We start from the raw sequence: 25,803 nt of genomic DNA, 5'->3' as shown, positions 1-25,803 counted from the left end.
ACCAGTCGTTGACTCGGGTGGGATATCCCGCTCTTACCTTGATCAATTTTTCTTAGGGAGTCTGGGTTAGGCTCTCTAAGAGGCTGGAAAACAGTACTTATCCTTAGTGAGATGTCGGCTACCTCGTTAAATCCTGGTAAGCAGGCAAGACTCCCAGGCCGTGGGCCGACTTGATGGCTCGGTCAATGGCCAGGCGTAGGGCTTCTTCTCCCAGCAAACCCACTACGTGGAGGTCTGCTTCTATCTGGGGGTTGGAAAGCGCAAAAACGATATCGCCGTCAAACAGGGTATGGATCGGAGATATGGCCCGGGCCAGGCCATTGTGACCCATCTGGGCTATTTTGTGGGCCTGTTCGCGGGTCAAACGGGCATTGGTGGCAATCACTCCCAGAGTGGTGTTAGGCTCCCCAAAATTTTGCCGTACCACCCCCTGGCGGATCATTTGCGCCATTCCCACGAATTCTTTGCTCTGTGGAGATGAGCGCGCCCCGGCGATGATCTTGCCGGTATGATAATCCAGCACGTCGCCAAAGGCGTTGACTGCCACCAACGCGCCTACCAATAGGCCCTCCGGACCGGCAAGACAGGTAGTTCCCAGCCCGCCTTTGGTAGCCTGAGGGAGGCCGAAGAGTTTGCCTACCGTGGCCCCGGTTCCGGCCCCGACGCTGCCCTCGCTGACCATATCGCTCCGGGCCTGCAAACAGGCATTGTAGCCCATAGTTCGGTCCGGCCGGACCCGGCAATCCCCCAGGGAGAGGTCAAAGATGACCGCAGTGGGCACGGTCGGGACCCGAGTGATGGTCACATCAAAACCCCGGCCGTGCTCTTCCAGGTATTCCATGACCCCACCGGCGGCATCCAGTCCGAAAGAGCTGCCTCCGGTCAGCAGCACTGCTTGCACGTCGTTGACAATGTGATAATTGGTAAGGGCGTCCAATTGCCGGGTCCCGGTAGCCGAGCCGCGCACATCCACACTGCCGATGGTACCCGGCGGACAGAGAATCACCGTGCAGCCGGTCAGACTTTTGAAATCACTGACATGGCCTACCTGAAAACCTGGCACCTGGGTAATCATGCCGTTCATTATTATACCTCAAACCATTTGGACAAAAAATTATTGGACCAGCTCAAACTGACCATCCCGAATGGTCAGAATTTTAATGTCCAACTGCGCTTCCCGTTGGAAATCAAAGCCCTGAAACCAGGGTAGCCCTGGCCCTGGTTGCCATTCTCCCAGCCGTTGGGCCAGGTCTCGGCGGGTCAGGCCGGGGTGGTGGTGCAGCAGGTCGGCTAAGAGTTTGACCGCACTGTAGCCTTGGGCAGCCAGGTATTGAGGTGTTTGTTGATAACGGGTCTGAAAGGCCTGGACAAAAGCCTGAACTTCCGGATTGGAATCTTGGGGGAAGAAAGCATCGGGAAATAAAATGCCCTCCAAGGAAGCCGCGGCTGTTTGCAAAGTGTGGGAAGAATGAATCAGATTGGTTCCCAGTAATTGAATTCCGGCCAGCGGGCTGCTTTTCAGTTGTGAGGCCAGAGCCGCGACTTCGGACGGCTCATCCGGAACAAAGAGCGCCTCAAATGCCGGGGTACTGCCGGTACTGGGCTGATAGGCCTCGGCCAGGGTAGCAATAACCCCGGAAAAATATTGGGTCCCTTCCGGGTAGGAGACTTGGGAAACCAACAATCCGCCCTGGCTGACAATTTCTTCATCAAAAAGGCGGCGGAACGTCTGGCCATAAGCAGATTCAGGGTAGAGGATGGCATAACGCCGGATCCCTCGCTGCACCACCATATAGGTCAGCAATGCCTTGACCTGCATGCGACTGGTCAGAAAATCACGAAATACCAGGTCGCCGATAGCGGTAATGTCTGCCTTTTGGGTCAGGGTGACAATGGGCAGGCCCTGTCGCTGAGCAGCTTGAGCCGCGGCTTTGGCGGTCGCCGAGGTTAGCGGACCGAGCACCGCCAGGATTCTTTGGTTTTGACTCAGGGCATCCACCGCCTGAGCCGCCAGAGAAGGGGAATTTTGACAATCCTCAAAGATCAGTTCTACTTTGGTCTGGTCCGCCGCCAGTTCCATCCCCTGACGTACCCGGCGGCCGACCGCTTCGTAATCGCCGGTCAGCGGCAGCAAGCAGCCCAGCGCCGGGTTCTGGGGAGCGATGAAGGTAGTTGACTCCGGCCCCAGCCATTCGGCTGCCATGGCCGTTTCCGGGCTGTTGGGAAATCGCTGCATTAAGGTATTTAACCATTCTCGGGCTGTTTCCAGATGTCCCTTCTGGAGTTCCAATCGGACCAGTTGGAGCAGCAATGCCGCGCTCAGCGGTTCATTGCTGTAAAGTTCCGCCAGACGGACCAGTTCCGGGGGTTGGGCCTGTTCTACTAATCTGGTTTTGATATCCTGGAACCATTCGACATCACCGAAGGCCAAGTTTTGATTAGCCAGTTGCAGGCGGACAAAGGCCTGGGAAACATTGCCGGTTTTTAGTGCCAATTCAGCGAGTAAGGCATTAGTCTTGAACCGGAGCTCAGGATTCAGATTTGAGGCAGTCAATCCTTCCAATACCTGGAGGGCCTGTTGGTATTGACCCTGTTTAAAATATGACTGGCCGATGCCATAGCGGGCTTGCCAGGCTAAAGGGCTCTCGGGTCTGCTCTCTAATAGCTTTTCGTAGCGGCTCCGAGCCTTTGACCAATTTCCCCTTATGCCTGATATTTCAGCAGTGCGAAGCATTACCAGACGGCGGTGCTGTCCTTGGGGATAAGTGCGGAGGTATTGTTCAAAGCTGTTTTGCGCTTCCGCGTAGCGATGGGCCTGATACAAACTTTCCGCTTCCTTATAAAGCCTTTCAGCAGTCTCCGAGCGAAACGGTCTGGACAGTAATTCGGGCGGGATACAAGCAGCAATAAGAATTACCGCTCCGAGCAGCACCCCCATCAGGAGGCGGGAATAAGGGAGGGACATAATGCTGGCATCCTAAACGATAGACAAAAAAGTGGGGGACGATCAGCCCCCCACCCTGATCATCGCGGTGGCGAGGTTATTTAACTTCCTCGAATTCGGCTTCCACTACTTCTTCTTCGGGGCCTTTGGGCTTTTCCTGAGCTCCGGCTGCCTCTTCTCCCCGTGGGCCCGCGGTTTGAGCATAGATCTGTTCGGCCAACTTGTGAGAGGATTTCATCAGCTCATCGCTGAGCCTTTTGATTTCGTCGATATCGGTACCGGCCATGGCCTGTTTGAGGCGATCGATCTTACCTGTAATATCGGATTTGGTGACGGAGTCCACTTTATCACCCAATTCCGTCAGGCTTTTTTCAGTGGTATAGATTAGAGAATCAGCCTGATTCCGGGCCTCGGCCAACTGTCGCTTGCGTTTATCTTCCTCAGCATGAAGTTCAGCATCCTTAGTCAGCCGTTTGATCTCCTCCTCGGTCAGACCGCTGGACGCGGTGATTTTGATCGACTGCTCCCTCCCAGTACCCAGATCTTTGGCCGAAACATGGACTATCCCGTTGGCGTCGATATCAAAGGTCACTTCGATCTGGGGCACCCCCCGAGGCGCAGGAGGAATCCCCACCAACTCAAATCGGCCCAGGGTCTTGTTATCTTCCGCCATCTCCCGTTCTCCCTGGAGCACATGGATGCTCACCGCGGGTTGGTTGTCGGCGGCGGTCGAAAAGATCTGGCTGCGTTTGGTCGGAATGGTGGTGTTCTTCTCGATCAGCTTGGTAAATACTCCACCCAGGGTTTCAATGCCCAAGGAGAGAGGTGTGACATCCAACAACAGCACATCTTTGACTTCCCCTTTCAGAACCCCGCCCTGGATAGCGGCGCCGATGGCCACAACCTCATCGGGGTTAACGCCTTTATGAGGTTCTTTGCCAAAGATCTCTTTGACTTTTTGTTGGACCTTGGGCATGCGGGTCATGCCCCCGACCAGAATGATCTCATCAATGTCCGGGGCCGACAGGTTGGCATCCTTAAGGGCAATCCGGCAAGGCTCGACCACCTTTTCGATCAGGTCATCGACCAGGGACTCCAGTTTGGCCCGGGTCAGTTTGAGCACCATATGCTTGGGACCAGAAGCGTCCGCCGTGATGAACGGTAAGTTGATCTCGGTCTCCAAGGAGGTCGAGAGTTCCATTTTGGCCTTTTCCGCGGCTTCCTTGAGGCGCTGTAAAGCCATCCGGTCCTGGCGCAAATCAATGCCCTGGTCCTTGCGGAATTCGTCGGCGAGGTACTCGATGACCCGCTGATCAAAATCATCCCCGCCCAGATGAGTATTGCCGTTGGTCGATTTAACTTCGAAAACCCCTTCACCGATCTCCAGGATGGAGATATCGAAGGTTCCTCCGCCCAGGTCAAAGACGGCAATTTTCTCATCTTTTTTCTTGTCCAGACCATAAGCCAGAGATGCCGCGGTGGGCTCATTGATGATTCTGAGGACATTGAGTCCGGCGATGCGGCCGGCATCTTTAGTGGCCTGACGCTGCGAGTCGTTAAAGTAAGCCGGGACGGTAACCACTGCATCGGTAACCTTTTCTCCCAGATACTCTTCGGCGGTTTGTTTCATTTTGCCGAGGATCATGGAAGAGATTTCCGCCGGGCTATGCTGTTTGCCCTGAATCTCCACATGCGCATCACCATTATCGGCCTGAACGATCTTATACGGCAAGATTTTGATGTCCCTTTGGACCTCGGGATCACTGAATTTCCGACCGATCAACCGTTTGACCGAAAATACGGTATTTTGCGGATTGGTCACCGCCTGCCGCTTGGCAACCTGACCGACCAGACGTTCGCCGCTATCCGTAAAGGCCACCACCGAGGGGGTGGTGCGGCTACCCTCCACATTAGGAATAACTTTCGGCTCCCCCCCCTCCATAATTGCTACACAGGAGTTAGTGGTTCCTAAATCAATGCCAATTACTTTAGCCATAGGTTATATTTCCTCCCCAAAAATAGTAGAGTTATTTTTATTTGTTAACATTGGCTTGGGTGGCAGTCCCGGAAGTATTGCGGGCCACAACCACCATTGTCGGTCTCAGGAGCCTATTCTGCAAAAGATATCCCTTCTGGAGCTCTTGAATAATGGTCTGATCCTCGGCCTCGGAATCTTCTTGTTGCATTACGGCATTGTGATAGGCTGGATCAAATTTTTCTCCCAAGGCGTTAATTTGGGAGACGCCAAACTTGGCCAGTGCTTGGAGAAATCCCCGCAACACCATTTCGACACCCTCCACCATGGCAGGGGGGGCGTCCTGTTGGCGGCTATGTTCCAATGCCAATTCCAGATTATCCACTACCGGCAAAAGCTCCCTAATCAAGGATTCATTGGCAAACTGGACCAATTCGGTCCGTTCCCGCTCCTGACGTTTTTTTAGATTTTCCACTTCTGCGGCCAGCCGCAGCATTCTTTCATAATATTGCTGGGCCTCTTGGGTCTTTTCCTCTAATTGTCGGAGAATGGTTTCCCGATCAACTCCTTCTGTTTCTTCTGCCCCAGCCTCAGTGGTTTCAGCGGTTGCTGCTTCGACCTGTTCGTCGTTGGTTTGGGAGCCATTATCCCTGGTTTCAGTCATACCTGCTATACTCCTTAGCTTATTTCCAGACGATTATCTGAGGACCATTTCCTTCGTCTAAATTAACTTTAATTATTGTCAGCCAAAATATCCAGATCAGATTTGGAGCCCCCCCGAGCTGGCTGGACCTTGTCCCTTGAGGTTACAACTTCAATTTATCGAGTAAGTCACTTACCAGGTAAGCAGTATATTTAACCACCGGGACTACCCGGGCGTAATCCATGCGCATCGGCCCCACTACAGCCAGGGACCCTACGGGGGATTGAGCGCGTTGATAGGGAGAGGCCACCAGACTGAGCTCAATGTCAGGGAAATTATCTCCGGGACTGATAAAAACCTGGACTCCTTGAGCTTCCAGACTCCGGTCCAAAAGCTTGATTAAGTGGTGCTTCTCCTCAAAGGCTTTGAACAGCGCCCGCATTTTATCAATATTAGCAAACTCCGGATAATCCAGAATCTGGCTGGTGCCCTCGATATATAACTCGTCGCCCTCCTCATCTTGCAGAGCCTGCTGACTCAGACTTAAAGCCTGGGAAAGCATGGTATCAAAAAGAGTTTTTTCTTCCTTCATCTGGACTACCACTCGACTCCGGGCCTCAAGCAGAGTCAAATTTTGCAACAGGCTGTTAAGATAGCGGCTGAACTTGTCCAGTTGGTCCTGGCTAAATTTATCCTCACTTTCAATAAACCGGTTTAGCACCAGGCCCTCGTGCGACACCAACACCACCAGGATATTTCTGCCGCCTAAGTTAATGAACTGAATATGTCGGATCCTGGTGGAGGCCAACCGCGGCGTCCGTACTATGGCCAGGTGTCCGGAGACCACCGATAAGATGCGCGAGGTCTGGCGGAGCAAGTCATGAGTCTCGGTAGCCGGGGGCACAAAGCCACTTGCGATCTGTTGGCGAATGGCTAATCCCAGATCTTGGGTGGGCAAAATATAATCTACATAATAGCGAAAACCCAAAGGAGTGGGGATGCGACCGGCCGAGGTATGGGGTTGGGTCAATAAACCACGCTCCTCGAGATCAACCATTAGGTTACGGATAGTCGCCGGGCTGAGAAACAGCCCCGACTTTTTCGCCACCGTCCGAGAGCCGACCGGCTCCCCGGTCTTGATATATTGGGTTATCACAGTATTTAGAACTGCGGTATCCCTTTCTCCCAGGGTTCCCATCTTGCGTTCGCCAGGTCCTAAATATATAATCCTATTAAAATTAATAATGAGTCCAATTTTTGTCAAGGGTTTTGGTGACTCCCAGAGTTCCCTTAGGGTTTTCAGGGCATCCGCATTTACTTTCCAGCCCGGGAAAAAGATTTTGACAGTCAGTTGTTGGAGATGATAAACAGTGACAGATTAGACAAAACCGCTCTCTGGTGTTTCAGGATTAATTTAGAAAGTTCAGGAGTTAAAATTTTATGGCAAACAATAAGGTAGGAGTTTATGTAGATTCCATGAATATTGTCCGCAATGGCGGCTATGGTATGCGGTATGAGGTACTTAGAAGATTTGCCAGCCGCAACGGCGACGAAGTGGTCCGTCTCAATGCTTACGTCGCCATTGATGAGGAACGGGCCAGTTCAGATCCCAATTACAAGGCCACCCTCAATTTTATTTCCACCCTGCGCGACCTCGGGTTTAAAGTCATTGAAAAACCGATCCGCTGGTTCACCGATGAATCCGGCCGGACCTATGGCAAGGCCAACGCGGATATGGATATGGCCCTGGATATCATCTCCCAATCGGATCGATTGGATATTGTCTATCTGCTTACCGGTGACGGTGATTTCTGTAATGTGGTTACTATGATCCAGAATAAAGGGTGTCGGGTTGAGTTGATTGCCTTTTCCAATGTTTCCGCTACCTTGCGCCGGGAAGCAGACCTGTTTGTTTCGGGCTACCTGATCCCCGGCCTGTCGCCCACCCAACCGCCCCAGCCTGGCGGCCCCCGCTGGGGCGAGCCCGGAAGCCGGGTCCGGGGGGTGTGCACCAAGTATCTTCCCGATAAGGCCTATGGTTTTCTCCGTTTTATGCATAGCCTGGGTAAACTCTGGGTCACCGATACGCGTCAGGGAGATTCTCCCTATTCTTCGGTATTCTTCATGGAGAAGGACCTGCCTGCGGGTATTTATCCCGAGGATTTGCCCAGCCGTGATCACATATTTGAATTTACTCTGGTAGAAGGGGAAAAAGGCTTCATCGCCTCCGACATCATCCTGGTTTATCAGTATCACTCTTAAAGTATTGGGTTATCCTGCTTCAAGTTCTAGGAGAAAAGTGAAATGACCAAAGAATTGACCGTGTTGTTTGTTACCCCGGAAGCAGTACCGTTTGCTAAAACCGGTGGCCTGGCCGATGTTGCAGGCACCTTACCTTTAGCCCTGCAACGCCAGGGGCTAAAGTTGCAGGTCGTCATGCCACTTTATGGCATGATTAAACAGGGAAAGCATTCCCTTTCTCTGGTGGCCGAAAACCTCAAGGCCATTTTAGGTCAGAACCTGTTGGAATTTAACCTGTTTACCGCTGATTCGGGAGGAGTGCCCTTTTACTTTGTGGAAAGGGATGAATTCTATGAACGCAGCCAGTTGTACGGCACGTCCCGGGGAGATTATTTCGATAATTTAGAGCGTTATACCTTCCTGGCCCGCAGTGTGTTGCCCATCTGCCTGGCGTTGAATCTTAAGCCGGATATCATCCATTGCCATGACTGGCAATCGGCTCTGGTGCCGGTTTACCTGAAAACTGACTGGTCCTGGCTGGAACCGGTAGCCGACAGTGCCTCGGTCTTTACCATTCACAACCTGGCCTATCAAGGGCTTTTCGACCGCGCCAAGTTCCCCTTGCTCGGCCTGAATTGGTCGCTGTTTTCCATGGACGGCCTGGAATATTATGATCGCATCAATTTCTTAAAAGGCGGCATTGTTTACGCGGATACCATCACTACCGTGAGTCGCCAGTATAGTCAGGAGATTCAAACCCCAGAGTTCGGCTATGGGCTGGAAGGGGTATTGCAATCCCGGGCCGAGGTGCTGACCGGCATTGTAAATGGCGTGGATTACCGGGATTGGGACCCGGCGACCGATCCCTTGCTGGTAGCCAATTACGATCCCAGCAATCTGGCCGGCAAGGCAAAGAACAAAAAGGCCCTGATGGAGAAATTTAGCCTGGAGGCCAAACTGGCCGCGGCCCCCTTATTGGGCATGATCTCGCGCCTGGCCGATCAGAAAGGCTTTGACCTGGTGGCCGAGGTGCTGCCGCAACTGATGGCCCAAGAAGTCACTCTGGTCATCCTAGGCACTGGAGAAGAAAAGTATCATCAGCTCCTGACCCAAGAGGCCCGGAAATACCCTGGCAAATTAGGGGTAAAAATCGCCTATGATAATGCTCTGGCCCACCTGATCGAAGCCGGGGCGGATATGTTTCTTATGCCCTCTCGCTATGAACCCTGCGGCCTGAATCAGATTTATTCCATGAAATACGGCACCATCCCGGTGGTTCGGGCTACCGGCGGGCTGGTGGATACTGTTGAGCCAGTTGATCCAACCAAGGGGACCGGAACCGGTTTCCGATTCAAGGAGTATGAACCGGAAGCCTTTCTGGCCGCTCTGCGACAAGCCCTTCGGGCCTATCAGAATAAATCCTTGTGGACTAAATTGATGCACAATGCCATGGCTCAGGATTTTTCCTGGGAAAGCTCGGCTAAGGCCTACATAGAACTTTATCACCAGACTCTGAGCCGAAAACAAATCGAGATCAGGAGGTCCTCATGAAAGAATGCATCAATCGTGAAAAAAACCTGGAGTATTGTAATTGCACCTATGAACCTTGCGAACGCAAGGGTATTTGTTGCGAATGTCTCCACTATCATCGCCAGATGGGTGAACTCCCGGCCTGTTTTTTCCCCCCCGAGGTCGAACGGACCTATGATCGCTCCATTGCCCGCTTCCTAAACTTACATAAAAAGTCATAATTGGCCTTAAATTAAGACCACCAGAACCTTGATCCTACCGGGCCTGATCACTTCAGGCCCGGGCCGCACCCGCTCCTCCAGACAGAAATCTAGTGCATTATTGATCATTACCCCCCAAGCTTTGGCAAGGCCTATTTATAGTATAGACTTGTAGATAAACCTGATCGTGGTCTAGGCAAAAATCGACGTAATCCACTGATCCTCAGGACCCTGGCATAAACCTTGAAGAACGATCAAGCATCGATGATTTTAAGGCCATTGGAGGGCACTGTGAGGAAGCGAAATAAGCACTCGAATATTATCGTGGCTCACCAGCTTTCACCGTTGACCAACCACATCTTGGCCCAGATGGGTGAAGAAGGACAGGTTTTGCGCCAGCGCCTGGAGCAATTTTTTCAGGAGCGTGCGGCCGTGAATCATCCTGATTGGCATCAACAACTGGATAAAGAACCGCACAAGGATTTTAACTAAACAGCCCGGGGAAAATCCAATTATTGCCCGCCTGGTCGGTGGCTGGCGCCGGACTAGGGTCGGGGAATCCCATCGCCTATTCAGGTTTTTTGGTCGGTACCTCAAGGGGAGTAATAGTTCAACCTCTTTCGGGTCTCCTGTTGGCTTATTCAAAATGATAACGATTATCCATGCTTGCCCAGACTGAGTATCGTCTTTTCTAATCTGTTCAACCCAAAAACCTAAAAAAAGACTTGATTTTTCAAAAACCCCATGCTACAAGGGCGGAGAATTTTACTTTTCTGAGATATTACTTTATTAAGACGAATAACCTAAATTATAGAATCAATTTAATCAGTCATTTGTTCTTTAGATATAGATAAGGAGAGATGGTTTGCGCTTCTCAGGTTCTGTCCTCAGGTTTTTCTTAATGTTGTGGTTAGTTGCGGTTGGCGCCGATGGGCAAGCCAGTCTTTCCTGGGCCTCAGAGGCAGGAGAAATCTTTCTGGCTCGAGGAACCAAGTTCTATTTGGACGGTAAATATCGTGAAGCTCGGGAACAATTGCTTGAGGCGGATGCAGTCGACCCCCAAAATGCCGAAGTCAAGCTATTATTAGGGATAACTTCCTTTGCTCTGCGGGACTACCCCCAGGCCCGAGTGGCTTTAACTGAAGCGTTAAATATCAACCCGCAGGTTCCTCGGGGCAAGCTTTACTTGGGAGCAACTTTATATTATCTGGGGCAGTATGATGAAGCCCGGCGTTGGTTAGAGGATGCCAAAGCCGAGACCCCCCAGGAAGGCTTGGTCCATTACTATCTAGGGCTTTGCGCCTATCAAAAAAACCGACCTGAAGTGGCGTTATCAGCATTAACCACAGGTTATGGTTTGGCCCCCGAATATGCCCCTGCCTTTCGAGTCTATGAAATGGCTTTATCAGCTCCGCGTCGGGAGCCCGAGCGGCCTTTTGACCTGACTCTATACACTGGCATTGAGTATGATGACAATGTCAAGGTCCTTCCCGATCAGACGGTTTTACCTTTTATGAAAACTGCCAAACATAAGGCCGACTGGCGTATCCCAATCATGGCGCGGGGTGAATACCGGCCGATCAGAACCGATAACATGGTTATGGGCCTGCGCTATACCGGCTATTATGGCATCAATATGAATCTAGATCAGTTTAACTTCTTTGACAATCTGGCTGAAATTTATTTAAGATACTACCGTGGACGCTTAATGATTGAACCTTCGTATGGTTATAATCTGACCTTCTGGCATGAAGAACGTTTTTCGCAATTTCATAATGCTGGATTACGACTGAGTTTGATAGAAACTCCCATCCTGACCGGGGACCTGACTTACCTTTTCCAGGACCGTAGTTTCCGCTATACGGTGACCCCGGATTACAAGCGCAGTGGCTATTTACATCAGGTCGGACTGTATCAGACCCTCGCCCTGGGAGCCAAGGGGGCATGGCGGGTTGGCGGTATCTGGGAGCGGGAACTGGCCGATGGGGTAAATTGGTCGGGCCATACTTATCGAGTTCTTACTGAATTATCCTATATGTTCCCTTATCAAATTCTCGCCTGGGTTTCCTTTGAATACGGCCGTACCAACTGCGACAACAACGATACCTTCTTTGGCTACCGGCGGCATGATAATTATTATGAGGTAATTTTCCAATTACGCCGCCCGGTGACTGACTATTTAGATGTTATTGCTGGTTATATTCACGTCAGCCAGCAGTCCAACATCCCCGATTTTGAATATGACCGAAACATCTACCAGATATTGATGTCCATGAGCTTTTAGTTGCCCTTTTTGTCAAAAGAGGAGCAAGGGAATACCGTAATGCAACAGAATCAGCATGGCTTAAGGTGGCGTCTGGTTTTATGGGGGTATTTATTTGTCTTACTGGCTATGACCCATACGGTGGTGGCCCAGGATGAAAAACCAGCGGCAGAGATCATTGCTATCACCGGCCAGGCGGAGATAAAAACCGCCACGGATGAGAGCTTTCAAAAGGCTAAACTAAAAGACCGGTTATACCCTCGGGACCAGATCCGCACCTTGGTAGAATCTAAGGCTAAATTATGGTGTCAGGATGAAAGCATCCTGATTCTGGGAGAGAAAACCACTCTGGAAATTGCCCAATACTTCGTTGATGAGGCCGCAGGCCGCCGACAGAGTCTGTTGCGCACCCTGACCGGTAAGATGCGGTTTATTGTCCACAAGTTCTTTGAGACCGCCCCAACAGATTTTACTATTGAAACTCCAACCTCGGTTATCGGAGTTAGGGGTACAGATGGGATAGTTAAGCTTGACGAACAAGATCATGTCTACCTTTTGGAAGCCATTAATCCGCTGTCGGTAAAAAATAAATCGACCGGGGAACTGCTTGATCTGAAACCCATGAACTTTGCGATAGTAGAACCCCAAAAAGCTATCCAGGTGAAGCCCATTACCCCGGCGATGTACAAGAGCTTAACCGAGGAATTCCAGTTGAGCTACGATTATGATCCAGAAAATCTAACCCAGCCGCCAACTCCGTTGGTGGAATTTGATATCAAAAAACCTGGCCCCGGCCTCCCATCGGTGGATCAGGCCCCAATGTCGGTGCTCCATCCGGGATCTAAAAGAAAGCCCCACCCGGAACCAATTCCTCCTCCCAGCCCCCCACCAAGTTATAATGATTAGCGGAGTTGGTCGGCGGAGGTGGGGACTGTCTATTACCTAAGCTCGAAGGGGATACTGGTCCTTACTACTTGGCTTGGTCCAGGTGCCGATGGTACTGACATGCTTTATACTTTAACTGGCGCCGCAGGAGATTAATTTTTAGGTCCGGAAATTCAATGAGGAGGTGATCGAATTTGTCACAGCCTTTGAGGTCCGGGCATTCGTAGCAGTGCTCGATATGACGCTGCCGGGCACAGATGCGGATGGGGCAATTTTCTAATCCTCGTCCGCCCTTGCACCCGGGGCATTCCGTATGTGACAAAAACCAGTTGATACCTTTGCGAAATTCAGCAAAACTGAATCCCTCTCCATCGGGAAAACAATGCACCCACCAGTCAGCCCGGAACTGATCTACATATTCCTTCAACTGAGCGACGCTCTCTAGGAAATCACGGTTCCCTAACTGACAGTCATCGCACAGGCCACAATAACTTTCTCGTATCATTTTCCCTCCGGTTCAGGCCATTAAAGCCGCATCGATCTGGGCCTCCAATTCCGCATCGGAAATGCGGCTCATCTGAATGGCCTCAGCCGGACATTCAGAGGCGCAAATTCCGCAGCCCTGACAGACTTCGGTTTGGATCGTAGGTTTACCGTTAGCCTCCAGCCCCACCGCTTTAAAGGGGCACACTTCCAGACAGTGCAGACAGCGTCGGCATTTGCCGGTAGTAATCGAGGCGGCCATCTCACCACTGAGCAGTTCGGTTTGAAACAAAATACTGGCAGCGCGGATGGCCGCGGCCTGGGCCTGGGCTACCGTTTCTCCCAGGGTCTTGGGATAATGGGCCAGGCCGCACAAAAAGATGCCCTCGCTAATCACATCGACAGGACGCAATTTCTGATGGGCCTCCAGGAAGAAACCTTCCAGGGTCTGGGATAGTCCCAGGAGTCGGGCTACTTGGTCACTGCCTACCGCCGGCTCAATCCCGACACTCAAGATCACCAGATCGGCGCTCAGGCTCAGTTCTTGGTCCAGGAGTTCATCCCTGATTAAGAGCTTGAGTTGCCGGCGTTTGGTAATCTCTAACTGTGGGGGTCGTTTCGGGTCAAAGGGAATAAACTCCACACCCTGCTGTTTGGCATCTTGATAATAAATCTCTTGGAGGCCATAAGCCCGGAGATCTCGATAAAGAATCATGACTTCTGTCAAAGGATAGCGCTCTTTTAACAGGAGGGCGTTTTTTAGGGCCTCAGAACAACAGATCCGGCTGCAATAGGGATGTTCGGGTTCTCGAGAGCCCACACATTGGATCATCACCACCTGCCGGACCTTTTCCAACTGGGGATCATTAGCCTTAATCCGGGCCTCCAACTCCAGTTGGGTGAGAATGCGCGGGTCGGTGCCGTAAAGATAGCGCCCCTGGGGATTAAATACTCTACCTCCGGTGGCCACGATCGTAACTCCGTGATCCAACCAACGTTTCAGCGGTCCCGCCGCGGTTTGTTGGCGCACCAAGGTCTGGAATTGCCCGACATGCCCATTAACCTGAACCGCTTCGGTCTGGGTTAAGACCTCAACATTGGGATGGCGGTAGACTTCGGCCTTCAGTTCCTGTAAAAACTTTTGCGGGTCTGCGCCTTCCAAGGTGAAATGTAATTGTCGCGCTATTCCTCCTAAATCTCGGCTGCGCTCCAGCAAATAAGTGTGAAATCCTTGATCGCCTAATGTCAGGGCCGCACTCATCCCAGCCACCCCGCCTCCCAGGACCAGGGCCTTGGGATTCACCGGGAAGCCTTGGGGTTGAATCGGGGTCAGCATCCAGGCTCGACCGACGGCCATGGCCACCACGTGTTCGGCCTTATGAAGGGCTGCGGCTTGGTCATCCTGGTGCACCCAGGAGCACTGTTCCCGGATATTGGCAAAGGCAAAATAGCCCGGATTAAGGCCGGCCTCAGCCAGGACCTCCCGGAATACCACCTCGTGGGTCCGGGGGGTGCAAGCGGCCACCACGACCCTATTGAGTCCTAAATCCCGGATGGTTTCGCTCATCCGCTTGGTAGAATCAACCGAACAGGTAAACAGGTTGTCTTCGACATGGACCACAGCGGGCAGCTTTTCAACCGCCGTGGCTAATTTTCCGATATCGATAACTTTGGCAATATTGGTGCCACAATGGCAGAGAAAAACTCCGATCCGGGGAGGATAATCAGCAACACGGCGGGGTCCGGGCAATTTGGCTTTAGCAGGCCGGGTCCGTACACCTAGGGTCAATAATTGTGAAGCCGCGGCGGCGCTGGCACTGGCCGACGTAACCGCTTCGGGGATATCCATGGGCCCACTGGCCGTACCACAGATAAATACTCCTTCCCGCTCTGTAGTGGTTGGAACCAGGAGCGAGGTCTTGATAAAGCCGGATTCATTGAGACCCATTCCCAACCGGCGGACCCATTGTCTGGAACTTGCCGTTGGCCTTAAACCCACCGCCAACACGGCCAGATCAAACGAGTCTTCATCGGGCCGCCCGCCGGGGTCGGTATAGCGGATCACCACGCCACCTTGAGGCCGGGGACCAACGGCCGTCACCCGGGAGCGGATTAATTGCACGCCATGGTCTTGAGCCTGTTGCAGGTAACGTTCAAAGCCTTTGCCATGGGTTCGGATGTCCATATAAAAGATGGTCGCCTGAACTTCGGTGGCGCTGATCTCTTTGGCCACCAGTGCCTCTTTGAGACTGGCCATGCAACATACGGCCGAACAGTGGGCTACTCCTTCTCTGGGGTCGCGGGAGCCGACGCATTGAATAAAGGCAATGCGGCCTGGTGGGGTCTGATCGGAAGGCCGCAGCAACTTCCCGGCATGCGGACCGGTGGCGCTCAGGAGGCGTTCAAATTCCTGGCTGGTGACCACGTCAGGGTTTTCATAACCCGGAAAATTATCCGCCGGGGCTACGCCAACCCCGGTGGCCAGGATGACAGCCCCAAATTGCTGAACCAAAATTTCTGGGGTCTGATGAAGATCAATGGCTCCGGCCTGGCAAACCTTGATGCAGGCTTCGCATTTCTTGCCCTCAAAATAACGGCAGGCTTCGGGTATGATATAAGCGGCTAATGGGACCGCCTGAGGAAAGGGCACATGGATAGCTTTGGTCTGGTTGAGACCCAGATTATAGGGGTCCGGGATGCGGCGGGGACAGACCCGGGTACACTCTCCACACCCAGAACATTTGCTGAGGTCCACAAAACGCGGCCGACGGCATAAAACTACCTGAAAATCTCCGGGCCTTCCCTGGATTTGCACGACCTGGGTCAAGGTCAGAATCTCAATCAAGGGGTGGCGGGCGATCTCCAGCATGCGGGGGGAGAGAATACACATGGCACAATCGTTGGTAGGGAAAGTTTTGTCCAGTTGGGCCATAAGTCCGCCGATGGAAGGGCCTTGTTCGACCAGCGTCACTGGTAGCCCTACCTTGGCCACATCCAGGGCGGCCTGCATGCCGGCGATGCCCCCGCCGACAACCAGCACCCGCGGACTGACGACTCGCTCTAATGGCCGGATCCAGGCCATGTAAGTCTACGGCTCCTTTCCTTCATTGATGTCCAATTCCGAGGCCAGTTGGATCAGGGTGGCCTTGAGATCTTCTGCTTCCTTAGGTCCGGAAAGGATGGCGGCTATGAATCGCCGCCTGAGTTCCTGAATCAACTCCTCGCCCCGGGCCAGCTGGGCAGCCCGCTCCTCGCTAATCTGGCCGCTACGCCGGGCCATATTCCGCAAACCCTGTATAATATCCAAAAACCTGACATCCTGAGGGCACTGAAAAGAGCAATTGGCACAACGGGCACAATACCAGAGGGCCGGGGAGGAGAGGAGCGGCTCTCGCAGACCGTAAAGGACCTGCCTGATAATCCGGCTGGGACTAAAGCTGGGCTCGATCTCACTAACCGGACAGGTAGCGGTACAGACCCCACAGGAAAAGCAGCGCAGCAGATGCTCGCATCCGGGTTCCTGGGCCACCTCATCTTTAAAATGCGGGTCCAGAGCTTGAATATCTAAGGTCTCAGCCATGTTGATCCCTAAATTTAAAACAAGGTGATGGCTCCGACCGGGCAATGGTCGGCGCACTTGTTGCACCTTTCGGCAGCTTGGATTAAGCGGGAACAAAGATCCTGGTGGACCACCACCACCGTGCCATTGACCACATGGAAAACTACCTTATCCTGAGGTCGGGGACCCCGGCCTAAACGGGCCTCATCACAGTTGCCCAAGTGATATTCGCATACTGCCACACAGATGCCACAGCCATTGCATTTGTCCTGGTCAATAAGCATCCCCGCGGTCGGAGCCGCTTCGGCTGGCCCAAGGATCTCATGGAGGGCCTCGATATATCCGGCATAATCGGGTTCATGCAGCACCGGACAGTCTTCCGGGGATAAATCCCTCGACACCAAAAGAGCGGCGAATTCAGCACAGGTCATGCCACACTGTCCACAATCAGTGCGGGGGAGAAATTCCAGGACTTCCTCGACCGTGGCCATTATCAGATCCCTATCCAGTGGTTCCCTAGGTGGTCATGAACCCAGAGGTTTTCCAGACGAAAACTGCGATATTGACAAACCTCCTTTAGCCAGGGACTGGCTTCGATGCCGGTCTGAAGATAATAGGTAGCCTTGGAGATTTCAGGCTTTACCAGATTAAAATTATCGATCACTGTTTCCCCGGCCTTAAGCAAAAACCGGCAACGGCTCAAGGACTGGCCCCAATTGATCCGTTTATCGGCTCCGGGCAGGTCATAGACGGCGATATCAGCCCGAGCCCCGACACCGAGATGGCCGCGCTCCGTAAGACCTAATAGTTGGGCCGGTAAGGTCCGCGTCATCCTGACCCATTCGGCCAGCGAATATTCACGGGAAGGCAGGCTGTCTCCCCAATCCTGCCGACGGGCGCCCTGGTCTGCCAGCCACGAAAAGATCCGAGAATATTGACTTATTGGGGTCAGGAAGGAGCCCGCGCCGGAAAAGGCCAGATTTGTCCCTTGATATTTCAAGGCCAGAACTAAAGCCCGCTGAGCCGCGGCCGGGGAATGGGGGGGACAAAGGTTTAAAGGATGAAAGAATCCCAGATTGATCTGAACCGGCAGGTTGGCAAAATTCTGTGAACCTTTCGGTGGCATCAGTCCTAAATCCACCGTAGTTCCTTTTTCCAGATGTCCCAGGGTTGCCTCGACCAGATCATCTTCAATTAGGGCCGGACCCAGAGCGGCAAGATGGAATGCGGTTGGCGCTGGTAGTGGCAGGCGTATAATCCCCGGACTGGCCTCCAGAGTCAGGGTAAGGTTATGCGACTGCGCCAGTGTGGCCAGAATCTCCAGAATTTCCTCGGTGCGGATGTTCCGATGCGCAAAATAGTCTTGCCGGAAGCGGACATACGGCTCCATGATCCGCAGGTTCAGGGAACGGGTCTGCTCCAACAAAAATTGCAGGTTCTGACCCACCTCGCCTAATTGTTCCGGTAATCGTAGCCATTTATCCAGGTCGCGGATATTCAGGGTTAAGGATGCCGAAGTGTCAACTACCGGCAGCGCTGCCAGTTCACGATGGGTATACTTAGCGGTATATAAGGTCAAAAAGGGCTCATGGACATGAGTAAATCCCAGTGAGGCATATAATTCGCCGATTTCCCGGGCAGATGGCAACAAGCCCCACAAACGTAAATAATTCAGGCCATAAGTGGCGACCTGGCCGCGCAGCTCAATCCCCCCGGCTACCACCATCTGTCCCTGAGCATCGATGACTCGATCTACTTCTGGTAGGGGAGCAACGATGCGATCTCCCTCGACATAAAGATCTCCCACCTCCCCCTCCCAACCCTGGGTGGGATCATACAGGCGACCTTGAGCAATTTTGAGACGCATCATAACTTTTGGTTTTCATTAAAAGAACCGTACCTGTTATTATTGGCCCCGGGATAGCTCAGACAAGGTTCCCACGGCCCTCCGGATCACTCTTGCTCTACTATAGCCCGGATAAGCTTGATATCTTCCAGGGGGACATCTTTATGGTTTTCCCGAACCGTTAACTTGACCGTGGTCATCCGTTCCACCGTTCCCATGCCCTCAATGACCTGGCCAAACACGGCATAGCCATAGTTTTGTGGCTCAGGCCCCTTATGATCCAGTTTCGGATTATCGACTAGATTAATAAAGAATTGGGCCGCGGCGCTTTTAATGGGAAAAGCCCTGGCCATTGCCAGAGTACCCCGTTTGTTCTTCTCACCGTTGGCCGCTTCATTATCAATCGGCGGGTGCGTCGGCGGCCGATAGACCATGCCCGGCTCAAAACCGCCGGTTTGCACCATAAACATGGGAGTGGCCCGGTGAAAAATGAGGCCGTCATAAAACCCTTCTTTGACATAGGTCAAAAAATTGGCCACCGTTATAGGGGCTTTATCAGGCCATAATTCCGCTTTAATCGGCCCCATAGTCGTCTCCAGGCGCACCACAGGATTTGTTCCGGTGGTTTCAGTCATTGCTACATCCTCCTTTTAAGGCTCATATGAGTAAAGTCAGTCAGCTTGAAAAACATGCAATATTTAATCTCTTGACCTACCGGTCAGAGCCTGTTCCAGGTCTGCCAGAACCTGGTGGTCAGACCGGAAACGGCTGGAAATCAGCCTGGGTAATTCCACCGGTAGGCCATCCATGCGATAGGCGATCTCTTCGGTTTCAATGCCGGCCAAGGCTACAGGAAACACTACCTGGGCCTGGGCCGTGGTCCGGTTGGCAAAGGGGGACAGAGCCACAATCGGCACCTGCCGGCGTTTGAGCTCCTGGGCCTGGTCCTCGGGTAAAAACCAGAACAGATCAGCGCCGGTTACCAGCAAAGCGTCCACCTCGCGCAAGTCCACCCGGACAGAATGACTGGCAAAACCCGAGGAGTCCCCGAAATCTGGGGCGTAGGGACTGCCGGTTTCCCGCAGCAGCAGTTGATAAAGGCCGCTGGCATTGAAATCGCTGGCCAGGGGAAACAAGGTAAATGGCACCCGCTTATTGAGCCAGACGACCAGCCGGGCCAGGTGATCGAGAAGTTCTCGGGCCGGACCGTAGCTAGCCCCGCGGCCCACAAAGATCACCCCATAGCTGGCTTCGGAGAGCAACTTAGCCAGCTTCCGGGTTCCTTTAATCCGGGCCGGGGGGTCTGATCCATCGGTCAAGGCAGCGATTACCCCCTTGATCAGATCCAGTTCCTGTCCCGGGTCGATTTGGATGAAAGGCTTACAGAATTTGGCGGTCTCGGTGGGATAGATATCCACGGCGGCTACCTGTCGTTCTTCTATTCCGCGTTCGATGAACCGCCCCCGGCTAAACACCGAATAGCGCACCACATGCCGGGGGCAGGAATGTATCGGGTTGCCCCCCCAGAATAAGATGGTATCTGCCTCATCCCGGATTTCTTCCAAAGGCGTCCAGTATAGCCCATGATTGCTCAGAGCCTCAAAATAGGGGGCCATAAAAGGCAGATCCGCCGGTTCCAGCCGGGCCTGCCAGCGACAGGCCAGTTTAAGGGCCGCCTCCTGGGCCCAGGAACCATTATTGGTAAGGCCATAGATCAGGGGACGGCGGGCCTGGACTAAAATATTGGCGGCCTCTTCCAAGGCGGATTCGTAAGATACCGCCATGGCCCGCCCTTTGCGTCGGAGCTGCGGGGAAAGGATGCGGCGGCGGTCCTTTTTGGAATGGAATTTTTTGCTGGCAATGAATCTGTTGACCCCCCAGAGACAGACATTGGCCACCTCGATAATCTGATTGCCTTCGAGCGTGACGTCCAGATCGTCGCATAAACAACCGCAACCCGTGCAGATAACTGATTCGATCACTTCTGCCATGTGGTTCTCAAAGCTCAGCGCCATTATCGCCAATAAAGAGAAGTATAATTATAACATAATAATCTCTGATTGGGGGATAAAATCCGTAGGGATCTAGTCGGAAAGCGTGAATATTTAGGCCAAAGGGGTCATTAGGGATAAGATAATATTGCGTATTTTCAAAAAGAGGCTTAACAATATTCAGATAAGTTTGACGGTTAAATCAGAGGGGACTTCACCGGGTTTGCTGATCTTTTGTTTTTTGATCTTTTCAATCAAGGTAGTCCGGTTAAGATGCAGGAGTTGGGCAGCCTGGTTTTTGACCCAGCCGGTCTTGTTTAGGGCCCGAATGATCAACTGCCGCTCGAATTCGGACACCGCCTCATTTAATTGAATGCCCTCCTCTGGGATATCCAGGGGGAGCACGTGGTTTTCTTTGGCAGGGGTCAAGAAGCGCTCAGGCAGGTCCGAGACCTCCAAAATCTCGCGGTCGGCTAAAATAACCAGTCGCTCCATCAGGTTTTCCAACTCTCGGACGTTTCCTGGCCAGGAATATTGCACCAACAGATTCATCGCCTCGGGGGTGAAGCCTTTGACCTTTTTTGCCTTTTTGGCTGAAAATTCATTCAAGAAATGTTTTACCAGCAACGGGATGTCACTGGTTCGCTCTCGTAAAGGGGGAATCTTGATGGGAATTACGTTAAGTCGGTAATAAAGGTCCTCCCGAAACCGTCCCTGTTGGACCAACTTTTCCAGATCCTGATTGGTGGCGGCAATAACCCGGATATTGACTTTGATGGGTTTGAGTCCGCCGATGCGCTCAAACTGATGTTCCTGTAATACCCGATTGATCTTCACTTGGAGGTTGGGGCTCATGTCCCCGATTTCATCGAGGAAGATAGTGCCGCCGTTAGCCTGCTCGAAACGCCCGTAGCGGGTCCGAATCGCATGAGTAAAGGCTCCCCGTTCGTGGCCGAACAATTCGCTTTCCAGCAGTTCTTCCGGAATCGCCGCACAATTTACCGCAATCAGCGGGCCTTCCCGTCGTTCACTGTTATAATGGATGGCGCGGGCAATGAGTTCTTTGCCGGTACCCGATTCCCCGAGAAGCAAAATTGTGCTGTCGGTGTCAGCGACCTTGCGAATAATATCAAAAATTTTATAAATTGCCTCACTAATGCCGACAATATTATCAAACCCGTATTTTTTCTTAAGCTGTTTCTTCAGTCTAATATTTTCTTCTTTCAATCGGCGGTGTTCCAGGGCCCGGTCTAAGACCATCAGGAGGGCGTCGCTTTCGATGGGCTTACACAGGTAGTCATAAGCCCCTAAACGCATGGCGGCAACGGCGTTAGGGATGGTGCCATGGCCGGTGATGATGATGCAGACCGTCTCCGGGGCGTGTTGTACTAGGTATTGCAAGATCTCCATGCCGTCCAGTTTGGGCAGGAAAAGGTCGGCTAATACCAGATCGTAGACTCGTTCCTGAAGCATTTGTAAGGCGATCTCGCCGTCCGCGGCGGTCTCCACTTCGTAGCCCTCGGCATCTAAAAGTTCGCTGAGCGCTCTGCGGATGGCGGCCTCATCATCGACCACCAGTACGGCCTCGTGAGCCATGTTTCCTCCGGAGGCGGTTAATTAATTTAAAGGATAATCTGAAAAATATGATAATGTCAAGAAATATTTGATAAAAACGATCAGGAAGGCGATTTTCCGGGTATTTCATGGCCCGCCCTTAGACGGGTCGGAAAGAGCTAATCAGAGCTTAGAATAAGCACGGAATTAGCTTTACTGATTCTCTTAAATGTGATATTAATAGCATCGCCTTCCTTTGTTCCCTGAGGAGAAAACAGTGGTCAAAACCATGGTCATTTTAGCAGTGGCCTATGCCCTGCAGGCGGTCATGCGCTTCCCGCGGAGTACCAGTGTTTTTCACCGGCGCCGCAGTGGCGCCAGAGTTCTGCTGTATGGATTTGCCACCTTGGGGCTTTTGGCTAGTGTTGGATTGGTATGGTTGATTATTCATGTGGCGCAGGTGACTGTTACCGGGACGTTCTCTGGACCGAACCTGGATCTATCCCTGACCCTGCCAACCCGTCGAATCTCGGACCTCAACGAGGCCTCCACCCGTTCCAGTTTTCTGAATCCTAACAACCCGTGGCCGGGGTTGCAACCGCCTTATGCCCTGCTTCATCCCGGTGGGCCAGACTCGGGGCCCCCCTCCGGAGATGACTTGGACTTTAACCGACGGTGGGGTCAGGTCAGGAAATGAGCACTTGAGCCGGGAGACTGAGCCATTTGTCAAGAAGTCAAAGCCACCGACCGGACCCAATGGCCGGGCAAAGCCTTGCCATCCAACCCACGTCTAACCTGCTTTAACCACTCTTTCTTTGGTACTCCCTGATGACTCCCACCGTCTCCAGCCAAACCGGGACCATCGCCCGCTCGGCCGGCACCGTGGGAGTGGCAGTCTTTTCTAGCCGTATCCTGGGACTCATCCGGGAGCAGGTGTTTGCCGGAATGTTTGGCGCGGGTTACGCCATTGATGCCTTTGTGGTGGCCTTTCGGATCCCTAATCTCCTCCGGGATCTGTTTGCCGAAGGCGCTCTAAGTTCAGCGTTTGTAACGGTATTCACCGATTACGATCAGCGTCAGGGGGCGGCACGGACCTGGCGGTTAGCCAATAATGTCATGACTACCATCGGCCTGCTGGTCGTCGTGATCTCCATTTTGGGGATCATCAATTCCTTACCTCTAGTGCGGCTCCTGGCCCCTGACTTTGGTAAAGTGCCCGGTAAGTTGGGGCTTACCGCTCTGATGACGCAGATCATGTTTCCCTTTCTGCCCCTGATTTCCCTGGCCGCGGTGGTCATGGGGATCCTTAATAGTAAGGGGCGGTTCTTTATCCCCGCTCTGGCTTCAAGCTTTTTTAATTTGGGCTCCATCCTTTTCGGGGTCACTCTGACTTTCGTGGCCCCCCGATTCGGGTATCCCGCCATTGTAGGCATGGCCGTGGGGACCCTGATCGGGGGCCTGCTTCAGCTGGTCGGACAAATACCGGTCCTGTTTCGGGTTGGCTATCGTCCGCAATTATGCTTTGATCTGCGCGATAAGGGCCTCCATCGCATCCTGCGCCTGATGGCTCCGGCCGTGATTGGCTTGTCGGCAACTCAGTTCAATATCTTTATCAACACCTTCTTTGCTTCCAGTTGTGCCCAGGGAAGTGTCTCTTGGTTAAACTATGCCTTCCGCCTGATGCAGTTTCCCATCGGTATCTTTGGGGTGGCCCTGGCCATTGCCACCCTGCCGGTAGTCTCTCGCTATGCCTCAAAGGGGGATCTGGAAGGCCTAAAAGCCGCATTGGTCTCTTCCTTAAGCATGGCCATGATCATCACCGTTCCGGCTTCAGCGGGGTTGGCGGCCCTAGCCCAACCAGTAATTGCTCTGATCTTCGAACATGGCCGGTTTTCGGTCTTTGACACCCAGCAAACAGCCGCGGCCCTGGCCCTTTATGCCCTGGGATTGTTTGCTTATGCCGGAGTCAAGATTGTCGTCCCGGTATTTTATGCCTTGGATGATACCCGCTTTCCGGTGATCGGTAGTTTTATCACCGTGGCCGCCAATCTGTTTTTTATCACCCTGACCCTGGAGGCCTTTCAGCACCGGGCCATTGCCTTGTCCACGTCCTTGAGCGTGATTATTAATTTTGTCTTTCTGAGCGCCATCCTGTATCGTAAATTAAAAGGGTATTCGGTCGGCTATCTAGGCTGGTGCCTGGGCAAGGTGACAGTGGCCTCGCTGATCATGGGTCTGTTAGTCATACCATTACATACCTACATGACCACTTTATTAGGAACCGGGCTGGTGGGTCAGATTGCCAACCTCCTGGTGACCATTCTGATCGGGGCAGGTATCTATGGCCTTTTGGTCTATGTCTTTAGGGTCCCAGAATTTACGGAATTGATCAGACAAGTGGCGACACGGCGGGGCAAACCGACTGGTTAAATGGCGGGAGAGAAAAAGATGGATCAACAGGAAAAAATCGAACCGATTCTGGAGCTTTTGGACCAATATTACCCCAATGCCCGCACCGCGCTAAACTTTAGCAACCCTTTAGAATTGTTAGTGGCCACGGTATTGTCGGCGCAATGTACTGATGTCAAGGTCAACCAGGTGACGCCGGGGTTGTTTCGCCGCTATCCCACTGCCAGGGATTATGCCCAGGCCTCTCAGGAAGAACTGGAACAGGCTATCCATGCCACCGGCTTTTTTCGGCAAAAGGCCAAGAATCTTAAGGAAATCGGCCGGGTTTTAATGGAGAGGTTTGATGGCCAGGTCCCGGCCCGGATGGAGGATTTGGTAAAATTGCCTGGGATCGGCCGCAAGACTGCCAACGTCATTTTAGGCAATGCCTTTGGGGTTCCGGGCATTGTGGTGGATACCCACGTCAGTCGCGTCGCCTCCCGATTGGGCCTCATCAGCAACAAAGATGCGGTGAAGATTGAATATGAGCTGATGGCTCTGGTGCCTCAGGACCGCTGGATCAAATTTTCTCACCAGCTCATCCGGCATGGCCGCCAGCTCTGTAATGCCAAAAAACCTCGCTGTGCCGAGTGTCCTTTGCTGCCCTATTGTGATTTTGGGAAGAAACAGCAACCGATCCGCTAGGGTTAAGCCCCTAAAAATTCTAAGTTATAACAAGTCCCGGGAATTTTATTGACAGCTGTGCGAAATCATGGCATAAATGCGCCATTACGGCCTAAAAAGGGGAGAGGTGGAGATGTTAGATAAACTTCCGAAACGGATTTTAGGATTAATTTTGTGCTGTTTTTGGGCCAACGGCTGCTGGTTCACTGCTGCCACCATAGGCGCTGGTGCCGGGGTGGCGGGCTATAAATGGCTGGAAGGCACTATGATTAAGGAATACCCTTATCCTTATACCCACACCTGGGAAGCCACTTTAGCTACGGTCGAACAACTGCGACTGAAGACCGTGGAAAGGAAGCATGATCCCTTGTCTGGAAAGATTGAAGCCACCCAGGCCGACGGTACACTGGTACGCATTGAGGTGGTGGCCAAACCGGGTGACATAACTCAGGTAGGAGTGCGCTTCGGTTACCTAGGTGACCGCGATGCTTCCCTGATATTTCACAACTGTCTCCAGGAAGAATTAAAGATGTAGCTTATTCCGACAAAGTTAATTATAATTAAATCTTACAAATTCTGAAGATCTTGCTGGTTCACGGCAATATAGCTAAGCCGGC

General features: G+C 52.5%; 23 protein-coding genes. 10 read left to right on the top strand and 13 right to left on the bottom strand.

All coding sequences use genetic code 11. The features are described 5' to 3' along the window. Positions 1 to 118: 118 nt before the first annotated feature. From JRG72_06575 to hrcA, 5 genes are all read right to left on the bottom strand, one after another. Complete coding sequence (locus tag JRG72_06575; GenBank protein ID MBW2134882.1) at positions 119 to 1,084, bottom strand: P1 family peptidase; 966 nt, start codon at positions 1,082 to 1,084, stop codon at positions 119 to 121. Positions 1,085 to 1,114: 30 nt separating this feature from the next. Then, positions 1,115 to 2,965 (bottom strand): penicillin-binding protein activator, encoded by a 1,851-nt coding sequence (locus JRG72_06570; GenBank protein MBW2134881.1) that lies wholly within the window; start codon positions 2,963 to 2,965, stop codon positions 1,115 to 1,117. A gap of 76 nt (positions 2,966 to 3,041) precedes the next feature. Further along, positions 3,042 to 4,940, bottom strand: coding sequence for a molecular chaperone DnaK (gene dnaK / locus JRG72_06565; GenBank protein ID MBW2134880.1), 1,899 nt, complete (start codon positions 4,938 to 4,940; stop codon positions 3,042 to 3,044). Positions 4,941 to 4,977: 37 nt separating this feature from the next. Beyond that, positions 4,978 to 5,583: a nucleotide exchange factor GrpE gene (gene grpE / locus JRG72_06560; protein MBW2134879.1), complete on the bottom strand. Its 606-nt coding sequence runs from the start codon at positions 5,581 to 5,583 to the stop codon at positions 4,978 to 4,980. Between the two features lie 142 nt (positions 5,584 to 5,725). After that, on the bottom strand, positions 5,726 to 6,760 hold the full coding sequence (gene hrcA / locus JRG72_06555) for a heat-inducible transcription repressor HrcA (GenBank protein ID MBW2134878.1): 1,035 nt from the start codon (positions 6,758 to 6,760) through the stop codon (positions 5,726 to 5,728). A gap of 242 nt (positions 6,761 to 7,002) precedes the next feature. On the opposite strand from hrcA, the gene JRG72_06550 reads away from it, so the two are divergent. The 6 genes from JRG72_06550 (at position 7,003) to JRG72_06525 (ending at position 12,702) form a co-directional block, all read left to right on the top strand. Continuing rightward, the gene (locus tag JRG72_06550; protein MBW2134877.1) at positions 7,003 to 7,824 is read left to right on the top strand and encodes an NYN domain-containing protein; all 822 of its coding nucleotides are present in this window, start codon (positions 7,003 to 7,005) and stop codon (positions 7,822 to 7,824) included. Between the two features lie 42 nt (positions 7,825 to 7,866). Beyond that, positions 7,867 to 9,354, top strand: coding sequence for a glycogen synthase GlgA (gene glgA / locus JRG72_06545; protein ID MBW2134876.1), 1,488 nt, complete (start codon positions 7,867 to 7,869; stop codon positions 9,352 to 9,354). Then, entirely contained in the window at positions 9,351 to 9,554 is a 204-nt protein-coding gene (locus JRG72_06540; GenBank protein MBW2134875.1) for a hypothetical protein, read from the top strand. The genes glgA and JRG72_06540 overlap by 4 nt, the downstream gene beginning before the upstream one ends. 270 nt (positions 9,555 to 9,824) lie before the next feature. Then, on the top strand, positions 9,825 to 10,025 hold the full coding sequence (locus JRG72_06535) for a hypothetical protein (GenBank protein MBW2134874.1): 201 nt from the start codon (positions 9,825 to 9,827) through the stop codon (positions 10,023 to 10,025). A 409-nt stretch (positions 10,026 to 10,434) separates the two neighbouring features. Then, complete coding sequence (locus JRG72_06530; protein MBW2134873.1) at positions 10,435 to 11,817, top strand: tetratricopeptide repeat protein; 1,383 nt, start codon at positions 10,435 to 10,437, stop codon at positions 11,815 to 11,817. Between the two features lie 39 nt (positions 11,818 to 11,856). Next, the gene (locus tag JRG72_06525; protein MBW2134872.1) at positions 11,857 to 12,702 is read left to right on the top strand and encodes a FecR domain-containing protein; all 846 of its coding nucleotides are present in this window, start codon (positions 11,857 to 11,859) and stop codon (positions 12,700 to 12,702) included. Between the two features lie 64 nt (positions 12,703 to 12,766). Here JRG72_06525 and JRG72_06520 read toward each other — a convergent pair whose 3' ends face one another. The 8 genes from JRG72_06520 to JRG72_06485 form a co-directional block, all read right to left on the bottom strand. Next, complete coding sequence (locus JRG72_06520; GenBank protein ID MBW2134871.1) at positions 12,767 to 13,186, bottom strand: DUF3795 domain-containing protein; 420 nt, start codon at positions 13,184 to 13,186, stop codon at positions 12,767 to 12,769. Between the two features lie 12 nt (positions 13,187 to 13,198). Beyond that, positions 13,199 to 16,246 (bottom strand): CoB--CoM heterodisulfide reductase iron-sulfur subunit A family protein, encoded by a 3,048-nt coding sequence (locus tag JRG72_06515; GenBank protein MBW2134870.1) that lies wholly within the window; start codon positions 16,244 to 16,246, stop codon positions 13,199 to 13,201. A 6-nt stretch (positions 16,247 to 16,252) separates the two neighbouring features. Beyond that, positions 16,253 to 16,744, bottom strand: a complete 492-nt coding sequence (locus JRG72_06510; protein ID MBW2134869.1) for a 4Fe-4S dicluster domain-containing protein — start codon at positions 16,742 to 16,744, stop codon at positions 16,253 to 16,255. Positions 16,745 to 16,758: 14 nt separating this feature from the next. Beyond that, a complete protein-coding gene (locus JRG72_06505) occupies positions 16,759 to 17,214 on the bottom strand; it encodes a 4Fe-4S binding protein (GenBank protein ID MBW2134868.1) in 456 nt (151 codons plus the stop codon). Between the two features lie 2 nt (positions 17,215 to 17,216). Next, on the bottom strand, positions 17,217 to 18,593 hold the full coding sequence (locus JRG72_06500; protein ID MBW2134867.1) for an amidohydrolase family protein: 1,377 nt from the start codon (positions 18,591 to 18,593) through the stop codon (positions 17,217 to 17,219). 83 nt (positions 18,594 to 18,676) lie between these two features. Next, a complete protein-coding gene (locus JRG72_06495) occupies positions 18,677 to 19,204 on the bottom strand; it encodes a peptidylprolyl isomerase (protein ID MBW2134866.1) in 528 nt (175 codons plus the stop codon). A 63-nt stretch (positions 19,205 to 19,267) separates the two neighbouring features. Further along, positions 19,268 to 20,560, bottom strand: a complete 1,293-nt coding sequence (locus JRG72_06490) for a hypothetical protein (protein MBW2134865.1) — start codon at positions 20,558 to 20,560, stop codon at positions 19,268 to 19,270. A gap of 180 nt (positions 20,561 to 20,740) precedes the next feature. Beyond that, positions 20,741 to 22,156, bottom strand: coding sequence for a sigma-54-dependent Fis family transcriptional regulator (locus tag JRG72_06485; GenBank protein MBW2134864.1), 1,416 nt, complete (start codon positions 22,154 to 22,156; stop codon positions 20,741 to 20,743). A 235-nt stretch (positions 22,157 to 22,391) separates the two neighbouring features. On the opposite strand from JRG72_06485, the gene JRG72_06480 reads away from it, so the two are divergent. From JRG72_06480 to JRG72_06465, 4 genes are all read left to right on the top strand, one after another. Continuing rightward, the gene (locus JRG72_06480) at positions 22,392 to 22,811 is read left to right on the top strand and encodes a hypothetical protein (GenBank protein ID MBW2134863.1); all 420 of its coding nucleotides are present in this window, start codon (positions 22,392 to 22,394) and stop codon (positions 22,809 to 22,811) included. Between the two features lie 131 nt (positions 22,812 to 22,942). After that, complete coding sequence (gene murJ / locus JRG72_06475) at positions 22,943 to 24,544, top strand: murein biosynthesis integral membrane protein MurJ (protein MBW2134862.1); 1,602 nt, start codon at positions 22,943 to 22,945, stop codon at positions 24,542 to 24,544. Positions 24,545 to 24,562: 18 nt separating this feature from the next. Beyond that, on the top strand, positions 24,563 to 25,207 hold the full coding sequence (gene nth, locus JRG72_06470) for an endonuclease III (protein MBW2134861.1): 645 nt from the start codon (positions 24,563 to 24,565) through the stop codon (positions 25,205 to 25,207). 112 nt (positions 25,208 to 25,319) lie between these two features. Then, positions 25,320 to 25,721 carry a DUF3568 family protein gene (locus JRG72_06465; GenBank protein MBW2134860.1) on the top strand — a complete coding sequence of 134 codons (402 nt, stop codon included), beginning with the start codon at positions 25,320 to 25,322 and terminating at the stop codon, positions 25,719 to 25,721. The last annotated feature ends 82 nt before the right edge of the window (positions 25,722 to 25,803 follow it).

Source organism: Deltaproteobacteria bacterium, from assembly GCA_019309545.1.
Taxonomy (GTDB): domain Bacteria; phylum Desulfobacterota; class Desulfobaccia; order Desulfobaccales; family Desulfobaccaceae; genus Desulfobacca_B.
Note: the sequence above shows the minus strand (reverse complement) of the source record. Positions and strands in the feature narration are given on the sequence as shown.

Coding starts and splice junctions, on each gene's coding strand:
- murJ (MBW2134862.1), top strand. CDS start 22,943: ATGACTCCCACCGTCTCCAGCCAAACCGGGACCATCGCCCGCTCGGCC.
- JRG72_06525 (MBW2134872.1), top strand. CDS start 11,857: ATGCAACAGAATCAGCATGGCTTAAGGTGGCGTCTGGTTTTATGGGGG.
- JRG72_06575 (MBW2134882.1), bottom strand. CDS start 1,084: ATGAACGGCATGATTACCCAGGTGCCAGGTTTTCAGGTAGGCCATGTC.
- nth (MBW2134861.1), top strand. CDS start 24,563: ATGGATCAACAGGAAAAAATCGAACCGATTCTGGAGCTTTTGGACCAA.
- JRG72_06465 (MBW2134860.1), top strand. CDS start 25,320: ATGTTAGATAAACTTCCGAAACGGATTTTAGGATTAATTTTGTGCTGT.
- hrcA (MBW2134878.1), bottom strand. CDS start 6,760: ATGGGAACCCTGGGAGAAAGGGATACCGCAGTTCTAAATACTGTGATA.
- JRG72_06515 (MBW2134870.1), bottom strand. CDS start 16,246: ATGGCCTGGATCCGGCCATTAGAGCGAGTCGTCAGTCCGCGGGTGCTG.
- grpE (MBW2134879.1), bottom strand. CDS start 5,583: ATGACTGAAACCAGGGATAATGGCTCCCAAACCAACGACGAACAGGTC.
- dnaK (MBW2134880.1), bottom strand. CDS start 4,940: ATGGCTAAAGTAATTGGCATTGATTTAGGAACCACTAACTCCTGTGTA.
- JRG72_06485 (MBW2134864.1), bottom strand. CDS start 22,156: ATGGCTCACGAGGCCGTACTGGTGGTCGATGATGAGGCCGCCATCCGC.
- JRG72_06500 (MBW2134867.1), bottom strand. CDS start 18,593: ATGATGCGTCTCAAAATTGCTCAAGGTCGCCTGTATGATCCCACCCAG.
- glgA (MBW2134876.1), top strand. CDS start 7,867: ATGACCAAAGAATTGACCGTGTTGTTTGTTACCCCGGAAGCAGTACCG.
- JRG72_06550 (MBW2134877.1), top strand. CDS start 7,003: ATGGCAAACAATAAGGTAGGAGTTTATGTAGATTCCATGAATATTGTC.
- JRG72_06520 (MBW2134871.1), bottom strand. CDS start 13,186: ATGATACGAGAAAGTTATTGTGGCCTGTGCGATGACTGTCAGTTAGGG.
- JRG72_06490 (MBW2134865.1), bottom strand. CDS start 20,560: ATGGCAGAAGTGATCGAATCAGTTATCTGCACGGGTTGCGGTTGTTTA.
- JRG72_06540 (MBW2134875.1), top strand. CDS start 9,351: ATGAAAGAATGCATCAATCGTGAAAAAAACCTGGAGTATTGTAATTGC.
- JRG72_06510 (MBW2134869.1), bottom strand. CDS start 16,744: ATGGCTGAGACCTTAGATATTCAAGCTCTGGACCCGCATTTTAAAGAT.
- JRG72_06570 (MBW2134881.1), bottom strand. CDS start 2,965: ATGTCCCTCCCTTATTCCCGCCTCCTGATGGGGGTGCTGCTCGGAGCG.
- JRG72_06530 (MBW2134873.1), top strand. CDS start 10,435: ATGTTGTGGTTAGTTGCGGTTGGCGCCGATGGGCAAGCCAGTCTTTCC.
- JRG72_06495 (MBW2134866.1), bottom strand. CDS start 19,204: ATGACTGAAACCACCGGAACAAATCCTGTGGTGCGCCTGGAGACGACT.
- JRG72_06505 (MBW2134868.1), bottom strand. CDS start 17,214: ATGGCCACGGTCGAGGAAGTCCTGGAATTTCTCCCCCGCACTGATTGT.